Origin of the sequence: Rheinheimera maricola (assembly GCF_016918075.2) — a bacterium.
GTDB lineage: Bacteria > Pseudomonadota > Gammaproteobacteria > Enterobacterales > Alteromonadaceae > Alishewanella > Alishewanella maricola_A.
This window is the reverse complement of record NZ_JAERPS020000003.1, coordinates 490,415-507,907: the sequence shown is the minus strand read 5'-3', so window position 1 is coordinate 507,907 and position 17,493 is coordinate 490,415. Positions and strand designations below refer to the sequence as shown.

General features: G+C 47.7%; 18 protein-coding genes and 1 tRNA gene. 11 read left to right on the top strand and 8 right to left on the bottom strand.

Annotated features, from left to right (window positions below; all coding sequences use genetic code 11):
* Window positions 1-124: 124 nt before the first annotated feature.
* From I4W93_RS11070 to rimI, 6 genes are all read left to right on the top strand, one after another.
* The gene (locus I4W93_RS11070) at window positions 125-424 is read left to right on the top strand and encodes a hypothetical protein (RefSeq protein WP_224673392.1); all 300 of its coding nucleotides are present in this window, start codon (window positions 125-127) and stop codon (window positions 422-424) included.
* Complete coding sequence (locus tag I4W93_RS11065) at window positions 421-807, top strand: hypothetical protein (RefSeq protein ID WP_205310863.1); 387 nt, start codon at window positions 421-423, stop codon at window positions 805-807. The genes I4W93_RS11070 and I4W93_RS11065 overlap by 4 nt, the downstream gene beginning before the upstream one ends.
* A 464-nt stretch (window positions 808-1,271) precedes the next feature.
* On the top strand, window positions 1,272-3,308 hold the full coding sequence (locus tag I4W93_RS11060) for a S9 family peptidase (protein ID WP_205310864.1): 2,037 nt from the start codon (window positions 1,272-1,274) through the stop codon (window positions 3,306-3,308).
* 152 nt (window positions 3,309-3,460) lie between these two features.
* Window positions 3,461-3,537 (top strand) — tRNA-Trp (locus tag I4W93_RS11055).
* A gap of 9 nt (window positions 3,538-3,546) precedes the next feature.
* Window positions 3,547-3,888, top strand: a complete 342-nt coding sequence (locus I4W93_RS11050) for a hypothetical protein (protein ID WP_205310865.1) — start codon at window positions 3,547-3,549, stop codon at window positions 3,886-3,888.
* Complete coding sequence (gene rimI, locus I4W93_RS11045; protein WP_205310866.1) at window positions 3,878-4,318, top strand: ribosomal protein S18-alanine N-acetyltransferase; 441 nt, start codon at window positions 3,878-3,880, stop codon at window positions 4,316-4,318. Before I4W93_RS11050 ends, rimI begins: the two co-directional genes overlap by 11 nt.
* Before the next feature lie 59 nt (window positions 4,319-4,377).
* Here rimI and I4W93_RS11040 read toward each other — a convergent pair whose 3' ends face one another.
* The 7 genes from I4W93_RS11040 to I4W93_RS11010 all read right to left on the bottom strand — a co-directional run bounded on the left by I4W93_RS11040 (window position 4,378) and on the right by I4W93_RS11010 (window position 10,140).
* On the bottom strand, window positions 4,378-5,502 hold the full coding sequence (locus tag I4W93_RS11040) for a M14 family metallopeptidase (RefSeq protein ID WP_205310867.1): 1,125 nt from the start codon (window positions 5,500-5,502) through the stop codon (window positions 4,378-4,380).
* 18 nt (window positions 5,503-5,520) lie between these two features.
* Window positions 5,521-6,543, bottom strand: coding sequence for a permease (locus I4W93_RS11035; protein ID WP_205310868.1), 1,023 nt, complete (start codon window positions 6,541-6,543; stop codon window positions 5,521-5,523).
* 54 nt (window positions 6,544-6,597) lie between these two features.
* A complete protein-coding gene (locus I4W93_RS11030; RefSeq protein WP_166836078.1) occupies window positions 6,598-6,885 on the bottom strand; it encodes an ArsR/SmtB family transcription factor in 288 nt (95 codons plus the stop codon).
* A 60-nt stretch (window positions 6,886-6,945) separates the two neighbouring features.
* A complete protein-coding gene (locus tag I4W93_RS11025; RefSeq protein WP_205310869.1) occupies window positions 6,946-8,097 on the bottom strand; it encodes a nuclear transport factor 2 family protein in 1,152 nt (383 codons plus the stop codon).
* A gap of 82 nt (window positions 8,098-8,179) precedes the next feature.
* Window positions 8,180-9,229, bottom strand: coding sequence for a helix-turn-helix domain-containing protein (locus I4W93_RS11020; protein ID WP_205310870.1), 1,050 nt, complete (start codon window positions 9,227-9,229; stop codon window positions 8,180-8,182).
* A 31-nt stretch (window positions 9,230-9,260) separates the two neighbouring features.
* On the bottom strand, window positions 9,261-9,983 hold the full coding sequence (locus I4W93_RS11015; protein ID WP_205310871.1) for a sensor histidine kinase: 723 nt from the start codon (window positions 9,981-9,983) through the stop codon (window positions 9,261-9,263).
* Window positions 9,984-10,002: 19 nt separating this feature from the next.
* Window positions 10,003-10,140: a hypothetical protein gene (locus I4W93_RS11010; RefSeq protein ID WP_205310872.1), complete on the bottom strand. Its 138-nt coding sequence runs from the start codon at window positions 10,138-10,140 to the stop codon at window positions 10,003-10,005.
* 151 nt (window positions 10,141-10,291) lie between these two features.
* Between I4W93_RS11010 and I4W93_RS11005 the strand changes: the two genes are divergently transcribed.
* The gene (locus I4W93_RS11005; protein ID WP_205310873.1) at window positions 10,292-11,776 is read left to right on the top strand and encodes an MBL fold metallo-hydrolase; all 1,485 of its coding nucleotides are present in this window, start codon (window positions 10,292-10,294) and stop codon (window positions 11,774-11,776) included.
* Between the two features lie 54 nt (window positions 11,777-11,830).
* Here I4W93_RS11005 and I4W93_RS11000 read toward each other — a convergent pair whose 3' ends face one another.
* The gene (locus I4W93_RS11000) at window positions 11,831-13,015 is read right to left on the bottom strand and encodes a helix-turn-helix domain-containing protein (protein WP_205310874.1); all 1,185 of its coding nucleotides are present in this window, start codon (window positions 13,013-13,015) and stop codon (window positions 11,831-11,833) included.
* Between the two features lie 64 nt (window positions 13,016-13,079).
* On the opposite strand from I4W93_RS11000, the gene I4W93_RS10995 reads away from it, so the two are divergent.
* The 4 genes from I4W93_RS10995 (at window position 13,080) to prfC (ending at window position 17,491) form a co-directional block, all read left to right on the top strand.
* Complete coding sequence (locus tag I4W93_RS10995) at window positions 13,080-13,799, top strand: hypothetical protein (protein WP_205310875.1); 720 nt, start codon at window positions 13,080-13,082, stop codon at window positions 13,797-13,799.
* Between the two features lie 292 nt (window positions 13,800-14,091).
* Window positions 14,092-14,508, top strand: a complete 417-nt coding sequence (locus tag I4W93_RS20360; RefSeq protein WP_255604742.1) for a formylglycine-generating enzyme family protein — start codon at window positions 14,092-14,094, stop codon at window positions 14,506-14,508.
* Between the two features lie 4 nt (window positions 14,509-14,512).
* On the top strand, window positions 14,513-15,712 hold the full coding sequence (locus I4W93_RS10990) for an SUMF1/EgtB/PvdO family nonheme iron enzyme (RefSeq protein WP_205310877.1): 1,200 nt from the start codon (window positions 14,513-14,515) through the stop codon (window positions 15,710-15,712).
* A 192-nt stretch (window positions 15,713-15,904) separates the two neighbouring features.
* Window positions 15,905-17,491, top strand: a complete 1,587-nt coding sequence (prfC, locus tag I4W93_RS10985; protein WP_205310878.1) for a peptide chain release factor 3 — start codon at window positions 15,905-15,907, stop codon at window positions 17,489-17,491.
* Window positions 17,492-17,493 lie beyond the last annotated feature (2 nt).

Below are 17,493 nucleotides of genomic sequence, written 5' to 3'. Positions count from 1 at the left end.
TAATTCTTCGCTTCCTTTGCAAGGCATGGATTTTTTTATAGTCTTACCAGTAACGCCTAGCGAGCAGTTTTTAGGTATCGATACATATTATTATGTTTTTCTTGATGAAGACCAGGCTAAGCAAATGTTAAATTGGTCGCCTGATACTGGCTATCAACCGCTGTTTATACAACCCAAAGTGGTGCCACATTCTATCACTCGTCGTCAGGCCAGGCAGCAGCTGCTGTTAATGGGCCTGCTAGATAATGTCGATCCAACCATTGCATCGATACCAGATAATACAGCCAGGCGCCTCGCTGAGATTTATTGGCAGGACGCAACAGACTTTGAACGCGATAACCCTTACTTGCTAAGCATTGCCGGCGCGCTTGGGCTAACACCCGAGCAATTGGACGATGCGTTTATAGCAGCGGGGGCGCTATGATTTTTTACGTTGATAAAATTAACGGTGTTTCGGCTGGGCGTAAGGTAACTATGTTGCCTGTCGCAATAATTGAGAGACGGTATAAAGGTGATAAAGGACTACGGGCCCACGAAGTTGAGCACATCAAGCAGTACTGCGTTTTGTTTGTTATCGTTGGTACTCTAGGTTTGCTGCTCACCAATGCAGCTGTGGCATTGCCAGCTGCAATGATGTCGCACGATTTGGCATATACAGCGATCGGCAAATACAGACTGTGGTGTGAAGTAAAAGCATACAAGAAGCAAATACAGTACGGCTTCTCAATAGACAAAGCCGCAGCGATACTTTCAAAACATTACAGACTTAACTTGACGGTAGACGAGGCTAAAAAACTTCTGCAGTGATTGTGTATTTTGAAAAGTTGTTTCACTATGGGCAATAATCAATTTTCGCAATTATCGCACAACAGGCGCGTCAATTTTCGCGCGCCGCTTCAGTATTGCCTGATGGTTACCCGCCCGAGCGAGCGAAAGCTATGCGACAAAAATGTCTGGAACATTTTACACTCGCAACATCCATGTTGCTCGCCTTCAGCAGCCGAGCTGTGCAAAACGGCTATCCTGCCGTTTTGTGGGACAGCCGCAGGCTGGTCCCGTAGAGATGAGGCGCACGATGCGCCGAGCAATGTAGTTCACCGCTGGTAGGCCAGCCCCGCAGCCTCCCAATAAATAAACAAGCCCGTCTCGCAAGAGTCGGGCTTGTTTGCGTTTTATCTATATAAATTTGCCCTTGAACGAAATCATGGCTTCGCTGCTAGTTATTCGGTTAGTATCAAATTGCATCCATAACTATAACAACGGATACCGAGATGAAATTACCCCGTATAACCAGCCGTTTGTGTTTAACTGCTACATTGCTATTAACTGCAAGCAGTACAATGGCGGCAGCTAAGCCACTGCAATATGACGATGTATTTGAGTTGGAGTTTGTCTCAGACCCGCAGCCGGATACTAGAGGCGAGCAGATTGTGTTTGTGCGCAATTGGATGGACCGGCAAACAGATCGGCGGCGTATGACGTTGTGGTTAAGCTCTGCTGATGGTAAAACACTGCAAGCCTTAACCGATAAAGATATAAACGCAACTTCACCACGCTGGGCGCCGGACAGTAAACGCTTGGCATACATTGCCAATGGCCAAATTCATGTTAAATGGCTGGATACCGGCCGCTCTTCGCAACTGGGACAATTACCACAAAGTCCGGCCAATATAAGCTGGTCACCTGATGGTAAATGGTTGGCGTTTAGCATGTTTACGCCTAAAACCATTAAGCCACCGGTAAGCCTACCTGGTAAACCAGAAAAAGCCGAATGGGCCAAGGCCGCAATATACATTGATAACAAACACTATCGCGCAGATGGTGCTGGTTATCTGAAACCGGGTTATCAACATATTTATGTTATGCCTGCCGATGGCGGCTCTGCGATTCAACTGACTGATGGCGATTTCAATCATGCTGGTGCAATAAGTTGGGCAAGGGATAGTAAAGCGCTATATTTTTCAGCTAACCGCCACGAAAACTGGCAGTCGCTGCCGGTTAACAGCGAGATTTTTGCGCTAACATTACAAGATCGCCAACTAAGCCAACTAACCGATCGTAATGGCCCGGACGGGCAGCCGCAACTTTCTCCTGACGGCAAGTTAATAGCTTACGTTGGCTATGATGATCGTAAACTGGCGCATCAGGCGAATCGTTTATATGTGATGAATACAGATGGCAGCAATATCCGTAACCTGACTGAAGATCTCGACCGGGGTATTGATGATTTCCAATGGTTGCCTAATAGCAAAGCGCTGTATATCTCTTTCGATAGTGAAGGAAAAGGCATGTTGGCTGAGCAGGCGTTGTCGGGTAAACGCACTATTTTGACAGATGATCTAGGCGGCGTTTCTTACAGCCGGCCATACAGTGGAGGCCAATTTGCTGTTGCAGACAATGGTCTGATTGCCTATACCCAAATGAATACACAAAAGCCTGCAGAACTGGCTGTAATTGCTAAACGTAGTAAGCTGACACTAACTGACTTTAATGCAGATTTACTGTTTAGCCGTGATATCAGCAAGGTAGAGGAGTTTTGGTACACGTCTTCGGTTGATAACCGCAAGCTGCAGGGTTGGATTATCTATCCGCCAGAGTTTGACGCAAGCAAAAAGTATCCACTTATCTTAGAAATACACGGCGGCCCGCACACTGCTTATGGCCCGCACTTTGCGATGGAGCTGCAGCTGATGGCGGCACAGGGTTATGTGGTGCTGTATACCAACCCGCGCGGCAGTACTAGCTACGGCGAAGACTTTGCCAATCTTATCCATCATAATTATCCCAGCCAGGATTTTAACGACCTGATGGATGGGGTAGACGCGGTTATTGCTAAAGGCTTTATTAACGAGAAAGAGCTGTTTGTTACCGGCGGCAGTGGTGGTGGTGCATTAACAGCCTGGATTGTCGGCCATACTGACCGTTTTGCTGCTGCGGTGTCGGTAAAGCCGGTGATCAATTGGTTTAGCTTTGTATTAAATGCCGATATGTACAGTTACTTTACGCAGTATTGGTTTCCTGGTATGCCGTGGGAAGTGCCGGAACATTACCTGAAGTATTCACCTATCAGTTATGTCGGTAATGTCAAAACGCCAACCATGCTGATGACCGGCGAAGCTGATTACCGCACGCCGATCTCTGAAACCGAGCAATTTTATCAGGCATTGCAATTACGTGGTATTGATACGGCTATGGTGCGCATTCCGGAAGCGTCGCACTCCATTTATAGCCGGCCGAGCAATTTAATGACGAAAACGGCCTATATTCTGTATTGGTTTGACAAATACCGGCAGAAAACCAAGGAATAAAGAAAGCATTGCCCGGTAGGCAGATTACCGGGCTTATGCTAGGCTGCACTGAATAATGGCGCCGATGTTCGTTTTATATGCAGTTGAATGTAATTACACAGCTTTTTGCTTTACCTTTGGAGCGGCTTTTGTATAATGGCGCGACCAGCTACAGGGGCATAGTTCCAATTGGTAGAACAGCGGTCTCCAAAACCGATGGTTGGGGGTTCGAATCCCTCTGCCCCTGCCACTTCTTTTTATGAAAACACTGTCTTCTTCACAACAACAGTTGCTTAAGGTGTTACAGATAACACCACTTGAGCTAGGACCTGCATTCGTCCGTGAAACTTCTACTACAACTCTGGCTGAAACTGACGTTACCACAGAATCAGAGACATTAGCCGTTGCCGACTTAACGTCAGAGCTGGCACAGGATATTAATCTGGCATTGCCAGACGGCTTTAGCTGGCACATCAACCCGCAAAGTATTGCTGCAGAGCTAACAGACAAGCAGCTAATCACGCCGACACTATCCGTATTACAACAGGCAGAAGTAAAGCGTGCGCTGTGGCACATTTTAGGGGCGCTGGATGAAAATTGAACTGTTAAGCCCGCATGAGATCCCGCGCCTGATAGAAATTGAACAGCAGGCCAACCCTTATCCGTGGCAGCAAAGTGCTTTTGACAGTAGCTTTGCTGACAGTTATTTTAGCTACAAATTGCTTGATGACAGCGGCGAGATCCGGGGCTTTTACTTTGCCCAGCTGATCCTTGAGCAACTGGAGCTGTTTAGTATCTGTGTGGCCACCAATATGCAAGGGCGGGGTTACGGTAAAGCCTTGTTGCAACATTTTTTGCATGAAGGACAAAGCCGGGGGGCCACCGAAGCCTTTTTAGAAGTGCGGAGCACTAACCATGCTGCCATAGCACTGTATGAAAAATATGGCTTTAGTACAACCGGCGTCAGGAAAAACTATTATGTTTGCGGAGACAGCAAAGCAGGTGCTGTTTTAATGGCTTTAGTGCTATAACACTGCTGCTTGCTGCCCCGGTCTTAAAGCCAGTGTGCTTTAATCTAACATGCAAATTGTCAGTCAATCTCACTGCATATTGCCAATAAGGTGTTGGCAAGATTAGCCCCAAGTTGTTTCGCCGCTTCATGATCCCAGTGTCTAGATTGCTCAGCCGACTGCAACGGTTTAAACGACGCTTCCAGTAAAATACTGGCGACACCAAACTGCTGTTGCACAAAACTGGTGGCTTTTTGCTGGCCGCAGCTGGTGCCACAACTGCCAGCACCGCAGCCCACAGCAACATTGCTGTAGTCGTATTCGGTTTGAAAGTGGCTATCCAGTTCGGCCAGTGCAAGTTTTAGTTGATCAGCGAAGGGATGCTGTGTTTCCGCCTGCATAAAGTTGTAAGGCAGGGTTTCATCACCATGAATATCAATAAATGCATCCACGCCGTATTGCAGCATGGCTTGCTTGACCCAATACACTTCAGGGCAGAGTAGCGGATCCGGCGTGGCCCAATGCCGGTTTAAATTTATGCCATTGGCATTGGTACGGTGATTGCCCAGTGCAGTTCCATCCGGGTTCATATTCGCGACGATGTAGAAGCTGGTTGGCACACTATCGCCGCGCTGCGCGGCAAAGTGGCTGGCAAGTTGGCTAATTACACCTTCAGCCAGCCACTGCGCCATGGTTTCCCCCGGCTGTTGCCGGGCAATTAACCAGATTTTTTTTGCCCCGGCAGCAGCCGAACCAAGGCGAATTAACGTTATATCGCGGCCTTGCGCTGTTTGGCCTAATACCTCAAGCTGCGCCGCCGGCATGGCAGCGACTTGTTGCAGCAGTGCGCTGTGCCGCGTTAGCGGATAAGGTACAAAATAGGCGTAATAGACTTTTTCGGCTGTAGTCTCTAATGTCAGCATCAACTCGCCGTCAAGATACTGGGTATCGATACGAAACCAGTGCTGATTATCATACGAGGCAAACGCCTGATAGTCCTGCCAGGCGCCACTGAAGCTTACTTTGTCAGCGTTGACGAGGCGAATGCGCTGTAATGGGTCGCTGGTGCTCTCTATAGCAAAATAAAACCACTGCCGGGTGCAGCTCTTATTGTCTTTGTTAATTTCGAGCTGAATATTATCGGCCTGTTCTGCGCTAATAATACTGACCGCGCCACCATCAAAATCTGTGCTTACCTTAACCATCTCATTACTCCTGTGCGGTTAAACCAATAATTCAATGCTGATACCGGTGATGCAGGCGGTAAATAGCACCAGCAGCACAAAAGCAATTAGCAGCGGCCAGTGGAATATTTTCTTCAACATGATCATCTCGGGCAGGCTGGCACCGGCGCCGGCAATGGTGAGTGACATTACACTCCCCATACTTAAGCCCTTAGCCAGCAAAGAGGTCGCGATGGGGATCATGGTTGAGGCGCGCACATAGAGAAAGATACCTATCAGCGCTGCCAGCGGGATCAATACAAAGCTATTTAACGAAGCCAGTTGCGAAAACAAGCTAACCGGTACAAAACCATGTAAGACGGCGCCTACAGCAACACCAAGCACCATATAAGGCAGCATAGTACGCAACTGACTAATCGCATCTTGCGTTAACCGCTTTATTGGCAGTGTCGCCAAACGGCCAGGCTGCTTTACGCTGGCTGTTGCTGCACAGCAAGACACTGCTGCAGCGGGCTGGACTGCGGCTTCGCAACAGCTACTAGCCGTTAGCATGCTGGCGGTGCTGTTACAAGCAGTGCTGGAGTCTGTTGCTGCGCAGCTATCGGTTGCTGCCGCGCTTTGCAGCAGTTCCTGGCGGATATAGCGCTCAAAGCGCAACTGCTGTAGCAGATAGCCAGCGGTGGTAGCAATAAGGACTACACAAAAGCTGTATAGCAAGGTCACTTTAGCGCCAAAAGTTAGCCAGAACAGCGCAACAACAAAGGGGTTTAATAGTGGCGAGGTGATTAAAAATGCCATCAGCGGGCCAAAAGCGGCGCGGGCTTTTAGTAAACCCAGCAACATCGGCAGGGTTGAGCAGCTGCAAAACGGCGTTACTGCGCCCAGTGCAATGGCAACGCCATAACCGCGGTTACCTGATAATAGTCTTCGCACTTTACTGGCTGGCAGATAATAGTTGATTACGCTGACCAGCAGGCTTATCAGCACAAACAGCACAGCTAACTCAGCAAAGGTGCTGACAAAAAACTCAGTGGCAGCTTGCCATGGGGTGGATGTCGTCATAGTTTACTCCTTTGTTTTATATTTCCAGAAATATCGAAATATAGGTTAAATGTTTTAGCTGCCCAGGCAGCATTCGTCCGATAAAAAGTGAATGAGTTTGTCCAGCTGCTGGTACTGCGCCTGACAGCGCAAAACCCGGCCTTCCCGCGTCTGGCTTACCAAACCTACCTTTACCAGCCGTGCTATATGGTGCGACAGCGTAGAGCCGGGGATATCCAATTGCTGCTGAATAGCTGATACCGCCAGGCCATGCTGACCTGCCCGCACTAAAGCGCGGTAGATCTGGAGCCGGGTAGTGTGACCTAATTCAGCCAGTTGTTCTGCTGCGGTATCTATATTCATGCGCGCAGTGTAATGCGCGCTTTTTTAATTTGCAATATATTTCTAGAAGTATGGAAATGTTTAGTGGTGTTGCTGCGCCTGCAATATTTTAATCATCGCTTTGGCAACGGGCGCTGATGATTGGTAGTTTTGTCCGGTAACTATGCGGCCATCCACTTCTACATGCACTTCACCGCGCGGGCTAAACAAAAAGGTGCCGCCACGTTGCTCTATGGTTTTGGTGATATGAAATGGAAACTGTTTGAAGTAGGGCCGCTGCGGGTTCTCGTATTCGTCCGGATAACCGCTAATGCGTTTGCCTTTTACCAGGTAGTCACCATTTTGCAGTTGCAGGTGTGCTATACCTGCAGTGCCATGACATACCGCAGAAATAATGCCGTTATGCTGCTCATAAATCTCCATACTAATGCGTTGCAGCTCAGTGTTGTCGGCCACACCGTACATAGCGTTAGTACCACCAACGTAATGCACTGCCCGGTAGTTTTCTGCTTTAACCTGAGCAGGTGTTAAGGTATTGCCAATGGCATACATAAAGTCGGCGTTATACAAATATTTTTTCTGCGTTGGCTCGGAGGTGTTTATATAGGCCAGTGGCAAAGCGCCGCCATTGGGGCTGACAAAATCGACACTGTAGCCAGCCGTTATAAACTCATCATAGGCATTGACGATCTCAGCAAAACTGACACCTGTTGGTAAGTCTGAATCGCCATGAAAATGGGCGCTGGATAAAATAAACAAAATGCGCTGGCCGTTAGTATTACTGTCAGAGCCGGCGGCTGATTTACTGATAATCTGCCACTTATCCTCGATTTTCTTCAATAAAAACATATCGATATAGCGCTGCTTTTTGCCGGGAAGCAATATCTCGGCCTTTACGTTAGCTAGACTATCATTGCCGTCAATCTGTAAAATTCTGCCGATGCGGCCATTATTGCGCCCCTTGTTCGTGTCTTTGTGCCAGCTCAGATACTCTTTGGTCGATACCTGCCAAAGTGGCGTGTCGGCTTTTTCCAGATATAACCGGGCATCAGGATTAAACGCCTGCGCCAGTGCGTCGGCATCGCTGTGTGATGAACCATAAAAATACTGCTCAATGGTTTGGGTTATGGCAGCTTTATCCCCGTTCGCCAATGTTTGGTTCGCGCTTAAGGCTGCGCTAAACAACAAAGTAATCGTAAGGTAAAAGCCTGTTAGTAAAGTTGATCTACGCATAATGTCCTCCGAAATAATCGGCGGCTACCATAGCGCAGAGCCCAAGCTAAAAGTTGCGGATTTATAATTCCGTAATACTTAATCAGGCATTTTCCGGATCCTGATAGGCATGTTGCCGGTATTGGGCTGGCGTAGTGCCGGTAATTTTCTTAAATGCGCTGTAGAAGGTCGATAACGAATTAAAACCGCACAGATCAGCGATATGCTCGGTTGACAGTTTATTGTCGGCACAAAGCAGCGTTTTAGCGTGGTCTATGCGCAGCGTATTCAGGTAGCTTGGAAAAGACGTTTGCAGGTTGTCATTAAAAAACTGCGATAAGCGGCTGGTATTGGTGCCCAGCTTTTTGGCAAGTTGCACCAGTGTCAGATTGGCACTAAGAAATAGCTGTTCTTCTTGCATCAGGCGCGCTAATTTTTGCGTTATAGCGTCAACATCATCAGCTTGAAGTTTTTGCTGGTAGCGTGCTTCGCTTTTGCGCTGCGCTGCTGCGTGTTCTTTTTTTGCGCTAACGGCTAACACAATACTGACGTAGAAAATAAAAGAAAAACTCAGGGCTCCGCTGATATATGAGGTGTAGCTACCTGTGGCGTAGGACAGCCATATCATGGCATTAGCAATAACGATACTGAGGCTCAGCGTGTCTGGCTGGTTCAAGCTTCGCTTTGCAGTAAAGGCGGTTTTAAGTGTTGGATATAACACAGCAGCACTCAGCACTATATAAAACAACCAGACATAATTAACCAGTTTATATAAGGTGCCGCCCCAGAGCTCAGGGTAGTGTTGATACGGGTACAGGATGCCGATTAGCACAATGGCGATAAAAGGCAGCAAAACATGACCAAGCAGCTTCTTGGCTGGTGTTTTTCGCCGGGTTGTCGACAGGCAAAAAAGGTATAAGCAGGGACCAATGAGTAAGCAGGCGCTTAAGCCAAGTTGCAGGTAAAGCTTATGCAAGTCCGGTGAAAAGTAGAAAAACACTGATTTGCCAATCCGTACGCTAAGCATTATCAATAAGAGTGCCAGCGAACGGTTGCCAACAACAAGCGGAGTTTTATGTAATAAATAGCCGCTTAACAACACCGCATTAAACACGCCCAGGGCACTAAAAAAAAACAGTAACTGCGCGTTCATCTTGCGTCCGTTTGTTTAGTGGACAGGCCACCTAAAAGTCAATGCTGAGGTAAAACCAGTTTTGCTGCTGGCGTGATGTTAACTGCCATTGGTTGCGCTGACATATCCGATTTACGATATGCAGGCCCTGACCGATACCCGAACTGGTGTCACTTTTTACACCCGGAATTAACAGATCAGTCGGGCAATCATCTGCCATCGGGTTGGCAATCGTCAGAGTGTCGCCGACTAAGCTTATCTCGATCTGGCGGGCACTGCCATGGATCAGAGCGTTATCGATAATATTATGCAGCAGAATATGCAGTAAATTCTTATTGGCACTTATGCGGTAATCTGCGGCAACCTGCAGCTGTAACTGCAGCTCACTCTGGCGCATTAACCTTGGGTTATTTACCAGGCAGTGCTCAATTTCTTCCAGCAGACACAGTGGCTGTAGCTGCATGGATTCTGCTCTGGCCAGCGCCAGTAACACATTGATGGTCTGCTCCATTTGCAAGGCGGCTTGCTTTAATTGTGTCAGTGTTTGCTCATCAGGTGCCTGGCTGCTGCTTAGCCGGCTCAGTACCATTTTTAATACCGTGGCCGGTGTGCGCAGTTCATGGCTGATATCGCGGGTGAAATCGGTTTCGCGCGCCAACGCGGCTTGTAACTGGGCAACAGTGTGCTGGATGGTCTGGCCCAGATAGCCAATCTCATTGTTTGGCAATGCATCAGCTAAATTAAGCTCGGTACCCGGCTGGATCAGCTTTGTCATTACTTAACGTAGTAAAACCCTACTCTGAAAAGGTTTGGCTCAGCAGCTTTGAAAAGTTCTCTTTCTGGTAATCGTCCATAGATGCGTAAAATGCGACACATCCAAGTACCAAAACTAAAGCGGCGTATGCAGCTGTTCTTTTAAAATTTTTACTCATAAGTAACTCCATGTCAGTGATTTGGGGTGAACATAACAACAAGCTTAAATAATCCTTTGTGAAGATTTCGTTGGAAAACGCTGCCACGTTTCACAAATTTACGACATTGTCTTTGTTAGTTTGCAGTTATCGCATAATAGGAACAATGTTTATGAAAGTAATAACTCATTTGGTTACCGGTTTTTTGTTACTGGCTCTGACAGCATTTTGCGGCGTGGCAGCTAAAAACAACGTACCGGCTAAAACAGCATCGTCGGATGAAGTAAAGTCTATTGTCGATAAAATGGTTATAGCCTACGGTGGCGATGCGCTACTGCAGGCTAATAGCGTAAAAGTGGTCGATTACAACAAAGGTCCCTGGCCAGGCGAGGGCGAGTCACCGGATGTGCCTGAGTTATGGCGTATCAATGAAGAGCTGACCATCGATTATAAAAACCGGCGTAAAAGTTTGCTGTCGTATCGGGTGCCGCGCAGTACGCTGGATTTGGAAAAATGGGTGCAGCAGGGTGATAGCACCATCATGTACGACATTTTGCACGAAAAATACTCAGAAGAGAACTGGGCAAACTTTGACCGTTTAGGCGCATCGTTAGAGCGTAGTAGCGATACGCTGCAAGCCAGGCGTTTGGCCAGCCTGACGGCAGAGCTGGAGTACCTGGGAGATGAATATTTCCGTGGCCGTGTGCAGCAAAAGTTAATGTTGCAGCACGCATCCGGAGAGCGCTATACCTACTTTGTTGATAATACTTCCGGCCTTATCCATAAAATATTGCGCCAGCACCCGCGGGCAGGCGAGATGCTGTACGTGTTCTCCAATCACAACACCGCGGCTAAAGTGGCCTTTGCCCGTGATATGAATTTTTTCGTCAATGGCCAGCTGCGGCTGAGCTCAGTGCACCGTGATTTGACGCTTGAACCAGATTTAACAGCGGCATTTAGCGGCTATGCGCATTTTACGCCCTGGGGCGAAACGTTTGATAGTTCTGAATTTACTGCGAAAAAGCTCAGCACTGGCGTTTATCAGGCCGGTAAAGGCCGGGCACTAACAGTATTTATTGAGCAAGCCGATCATTACATTGCTATGGGTGCGGCGGAGGCGCTGGCAGAAAATTTTGCTGAAATTAAAAAGTTGTCGCTGCAAGATAAACCGCTGAAGTACTTCGTCGTTACCCATCATCATAATGCTAACGTGCGTGGGCTGGACAATGCCTTGGCACTGGGGGCAACACTGGTTATTGCCATGCAGCACCAGGCTACCATTTTAAAACATGCCAATACTGCACAGCCGGATAAGCTGCTGTTAATCCCAGAACGTGCAACATTCACGTTGGGTGATCTGATGTTGTTTGATATCGCTACCGCACATGCACAACATTATTTGCTGGCGTATTTACCCTCTGCCGGCATAGTGCTGGCAGAAGATCATTATGTCACCGAGTTAAAAACCGCTAAGCCACGCATTTACCAAGATATGGTACGCTTTGCCCAAGCATTAGAAGAGCTAAAACTCGATGTAAAGACGCTGGTGGATATCCGCGGCTGGCGCCAGTTCAGCATGAAAGAGTTCAGTCAATGGACCAGCGATTTTACGCCAAAAACCTGCCCGGCGGGTTACCCAATTTGTGTGGACGGTTAATAAACGCAGACACTGAACAACCAGCACGTTAAAAAGGTATAGTTAACCTGGTAATCAATCGCGGCAAATGGCAGGTGCTTTGGCCGCAAATTGTTTAGGCGTCTGCCCGGTTTTGACCTTGAAAGCTTTATAGAAAGACGACTTGGCATTGAAACCAGATGCGAATGCCACCTCTATGATAGGCAGTTTATTCTCGCTAATAAGCTGCTTACTGTACTCAATCCGATAGCCATTCACATAGTCAAAAAATGAACTGTTGAGTTTTTGATTCAGTACCTGCGAGACATAATTAGGCTTTTCTGCTACCTCGGCGGCCAAGAGTTTAAGCGATAAATCAGGGTTTAAATACAATGATTTAGCTTTCATAACCTGTTCAATTTTATCCGCAATTTTTTCACTGCGCGCCTCATCAAGCCCGGAGCGGTTATATTTTGCCGGTGTGTCTTCCATTGTTGTTAATGTCGCAATGGCATCAAGGTCTTCTTGTTGCAGGTATCGTTCACTGAAACCAGGCTTTTGCCGCAAGCCCCAAAACGACATTAACCAAAGCAGGGCAAAGTAAGCCAGCAGCAGCGTGTTGGTTAATGCATCATTAGCTTCGCCGGAGAAACTCAATAAAAGTACGCAGAAAGCCAGCAGCCAGGCAACGGATATTGCTGAAATAATGAAAAATAGCCAGCTCATTTCCCGCTTGTCATTGGATGCGAACAAGTGCCTGAGCTCGCTGCGATAAGCCAACAACCGTTTTATTATCAGATAAATATAAATTGATGACTGCATTAGCCAAATCAGCATAAAGGCGAAAGTGAACATGGCCAGCAATTCGGTGGTTTGCGAAAGCGGTTGCTCTGTCCCTTGCATAAGTTCAACAAGGTATTGTGAGGGTGTACATAACAGTGCCACTGCGTATAACAACGACAATATCGGCAATACGTAGTGTAATTTCCGGTTTTGTTTTATATGCCACAACGTGGGGGAGCACAGGGCTTTGACATAAAACCACAAACATATTGGCTGAAAAACGTAGCTGGGAATAACGATGGCTAGACTATAAAGTTCAAGGCTCGGGAATGCCTGGATTAACATTGGTAAGGCATTTGCCAATGCTGTGAAAATCAGAAACAGCGCCAACATAAGATAGGCTTGGCTGACCTCTCTTCTGGCCATGAGCATAGGGATCGCAATGCTAACCAGTCCAAGGCTGCCAGCCAATAGGTAGTTTGCAAAATAGGTTGGCATCTATGCTTTACCTTAGTAAGAGATTGGTCAAAAGATTCCTAGCCGTCATGCACGGTCTATTAGGATGCAAAAATACGTCATCCTGCAAGCCTTGCATCAATTAATGTTAAAGGATGAGGCAATAAAAATGAAGTCGGCTAACTATGTTACTGGAATCGCAGCGCTAGTGCTGTCGTTTATCTACATCTCTGCATTCATATACTACGACGCGGTTTGGCGCTTTCCTACTGACAGTGATGCGCAAACCAAGATGACGTTTATTGCCGAGCATCAAACGATAACCGCAGTTTTCTTATTTATTACCTACATACTGTTTGGTTTGGTGTTATCGATACTGGTCGCGGGCACATCGCGCATGCTGGGCAATGCCAGCGAGCGGCTAAAGTCTGTGACTAACGCTTTTGGCTATCTCTGGGTAGGCTTGGTGATCGCAAGCGGTATGATCGCCATTAGTGGCGTCAGCTATGCCATTGGTATAGCCCAGACTGATGCGCAAAAAGCCTTGGATGCCTGGGCGCTGCTGATGACCATTGCACAAAGTATTGGTGGCGATAATGAAATTGTTGGCGCGGTATGGGTCATTCTGGTCAGCGTTCTCGCGCTAAAGGCAGACGTTTTTTCTAAAAAGCTGAATTACTTAGGTATTACAGTGGGGGTGGCTGGTGTCGCCACTATTACTTCTGTTGTTATTTTTAAAGAGCTGTTTGGCGTATTGCAAATTATTTGGTTTTTCTGGCTGGGACTTTGCTTTATGCGGCAGCCCTCAGAGCAAGCGAAGGTGTAAGCGCAACACCTTTGCATACTGATGAGGCTTCTTGCATTAGGCGCTTCACATTTTAACGACACATGCTTTGCTAGTTTGCAACTGACACGGCAAGCTGATACCGGATGAAATAGTTATGACACCCGCAACGAGAGTAAGAACTCTATACCTACCTTATTTTGAGGTGGCGTAATGAATACTAAAAGTTTACGAATGGTTCTATTTGTTTTTCATGTTTTTATCTTTTTATCTTTTTATCTTTTTAACTTCAACAAGTTCTATAGCAGTATCTACAGAGCATATCGTGCCGCCGATGGTCAATATCCCCGCCGGCGAGTTTGTCATGGGTACTACCGGCGGAGAAAAGCAGGCTCAGCCTGCACATAAGGTCAGCCTGAGCGCCTTTCAGCTGGGTAAATACGCGGTAACCGTGGCGGAGTTTAGCAAATTTGCTGCTGCTACCGGTTACAACCCTGATAGTAGCTGTAACGACTTTATTGATGCTGAAGGCCTGCGCGGCCCGGAGCACAAAGGCAGTGGGCGCTGGGATAAGCACCGCTATAGCTACAGCGATTACCAGCCGGTAACCTGTATCTCCTGGCAAGATGCTAACAACTATGCGGCCTGGTTGTCTGAACAAACCGGCCAGCATTATCGCTTACCCACCGAGAAGGAGTGGGAGTACGCCACCAAAGCCAATACTACCAGCCGCTATTTCTTGGGGGGATGATCCATTGCAAACGCAAGCCTGTCAGTATGGCAACTTTGCTGATCTTAGCGGTGAACAGGTAAATAACCAGCTTTATGGTTACAGCAACAAAGGCTTTATCGAGCATCTTAATTGTGATGATGGCGAAGCCTACAATGCCATAGTCGGTTTATACCGGCCCAATCCGTTTGGTTTGTATGACATGGTGGGTAATGTCAGTCAGTTTCTGAATAGCTGTTTCAACCCGCAGGGCTATGTGTCTGATGCTGCCGCGGATACGGCATCGTGCGACTTTATCGCTACACGCGGCGGCAATTGGCATTATCCGGCTCAGCCGCACAGCAACCGCGGCCGCTTTAAACGTGAAGGTTGGAATGTCGCGGCTGGTATTGGCTTTCGCTTAGCGATGGATGGGCATGCAGATATCGTTGCAGCCTCGAGCCATGCATTTGAACAGCAACTGCAGCAGGCACAGCAAAAGCGACTGACACAGCGTGAGCAAATAATCTCTGCTGTAACCCAGCTGAGACTGCTCGAGCGCGACGACGGCAAAATGATACTTAGCTGGCTGCCATCAGCGGATAAACGGGTAACCGGCTATGACATTTACCGCTCGACGATAAAACAGGCGCATTTACTGGGTGGCTTTTACCAGAAGCATTATGCAAAAGCTTATGCCGTCGGTGCAGATAGTACTGAGCTGGAAGTGACGTTACCGGATAGCGGTGGCAGCTTTATTGTGGTTGCCCGCTCAGGACAGATGTTGGCTGTACCATCTGAAAAGGCGGTGAAGCTTGCGCCAGCTATGGTGTCCGCTATTCCGGGGCGTATCGATATGCAACAGCTGACGCAATTGCATAATGCACCCTTATATTACTTTGCCGCCAGCGAAGATAAACCCGAGCGCTATCTGGTATTCAAAACCAATAAAGCCACAGAGCAAAATATGGTGAGGCTGCGGTTTGACACACAAGTGGCAAAAGCAGGCTGGTATCAACTGAATTACAAAGGTAGTAGCTTCCAAAACGGTGCGTTTTTTCAGCTCTGGCAGGGTAGAAAACTGGCAGGCGTTGTTGGTTTTGACCGTTCGGTTGATGACTCGGTATCAAAGCGGCACAAGGTGTACTTAGAGGCCGGACGTCATGCATTAGAACTGACAATACTGCGAGAAGATTTTGATCGCTGGGGCTTAAGCTGGCTAGAGCTGACAGAAGCTAAGAGTTAACTGTTGGCAGTAGGCCTATAGGTAAGTCAGACCGTGTTGGCTGATGACAAGCGCGTGCTTATGCCATAATGTCACGTATCCACTCTGTGCCCTTGCCATTCAAGCTGCTATAATCGCGCGCATTATCATTTACTTTTGGGTTTTAACCCTGCACCGTAGCCCGATGCCTGCGGTAACACACTATTGGATATTATGAGCACAGATAACTTTTTAGCCGAAGTAAACAGCCGGCGCACCTTTGCGATCATCTCGCACCCCGATGCCGGTAAAACCACCATTACTGAAAAGGTATTGCTGTTCGGACATCTGATCCAAAAAGCAGGTACCGTAAAAGGTAAAAAATCCGGCCAGTATGCTACCTCTGACTGGATGGAGATGGAAAAAGAGCGTGGTATTTCGGTTACTACCTCTGTGATGCAGTTTCCGTATAACGACTGTCTGGTTAACCTCTTGGATACGCCGGGCCACGAAGACTTCTCGGAAGACACCTACCGCACCTTAACGGCGGTAGACTCTTGCCTGATGGTTATTGACGGCGCCAAGGGTGTTGAAGATCGCACTATTAAGCTGATGGAAGTTACCCGCTTACGCGATACGCCCATTATCACCTTTATGAACAAAATGGACCGTGATATCCGTGACCCGGTCGATTTGTTAGATGAAGTAGAAAGCGTACTGAAAATTGCCTGCGCCCCTATTACCTGGCCAATTGCTTCGGGCAAAGAGTTTAAAGGCGTGTATCACATTTTGCGTGATGAGATTATTTTGTATAAATCCGGTATGGGCCACACCATTCAGGATGTAGATATTATTAAAGGCTTAAATAACCCGGAGCTGGATAAGCGCATTGGTTATTACGCCGCTCAACTGCGCGATGAAATGGAACTGGTACAGGGCGCCAGCCATGAGTTTGACCGCGAGCTGTTTTTAAAAGGTGAATTAACGCCGGTGTTCTTTGGTACTGCGCTGGGTAACTTTGGTGTCGACCATATGCTGGACGGTTTAACGCAGTGGGCGCCAACGCCGCAAGCACGGGCTACCGATAGCCGCACTGTTGAGCCGACAGACACCGGCTTTAGCGGCTTTGTATTTAAAATTCAGGCTAATATGGACCCGAAGCACCGCGACCGCGTGGCATTTTTACGCATTGTTTCCGGCAAATATGAAAAAGGCATGAAGGTGCGCCATGTGCGTATTGGTAAAGATGTGTTGATCCCACAGGCGTTAACCTTCTTAGCCGGCGATCGTGAGCACCTGGAAGAAGCATATCCGGGCGATATTATCGGCTTGCATAACCACGGCACCATTAAAATTGGTGACACCTTTACTACCGGTGAAAACATGCAATTTACCGGTATACCGAACTTTGCGCCTGAACTGTTTCGCCGTATTCGCTTGCGCGATCCATTAAAGCAGAAGCAGTTGCTAAAAGGCTTGGTACAGTTGTCTGAAGAGGGGGCAGTACAGGTGTTTCGTCCGCTGGATAATAACGATTTAATCGTTGGCGCTGTTGGTGTGTTGCAGTTTGATGTGGTGGTAAGCCGGTTAAAGTCAGAATACAACGTCGATGCGCTGTATGAAGCAGTAAACGTATCAACGGCACGCTGGGTTTACTCTGATGACGGTAAAGCGCTGGATGAGTTTAAAAACAAAGCCAGCCAGAACCTGGCGCTGGATGGCGGTGATGCATTAACCTACATCGCGCCAACTATGGTGAACCTGAATCTGGCAATGGAACGCTACCCAAAAATCAAATTCCACAAAACCCGTGAACACTAACA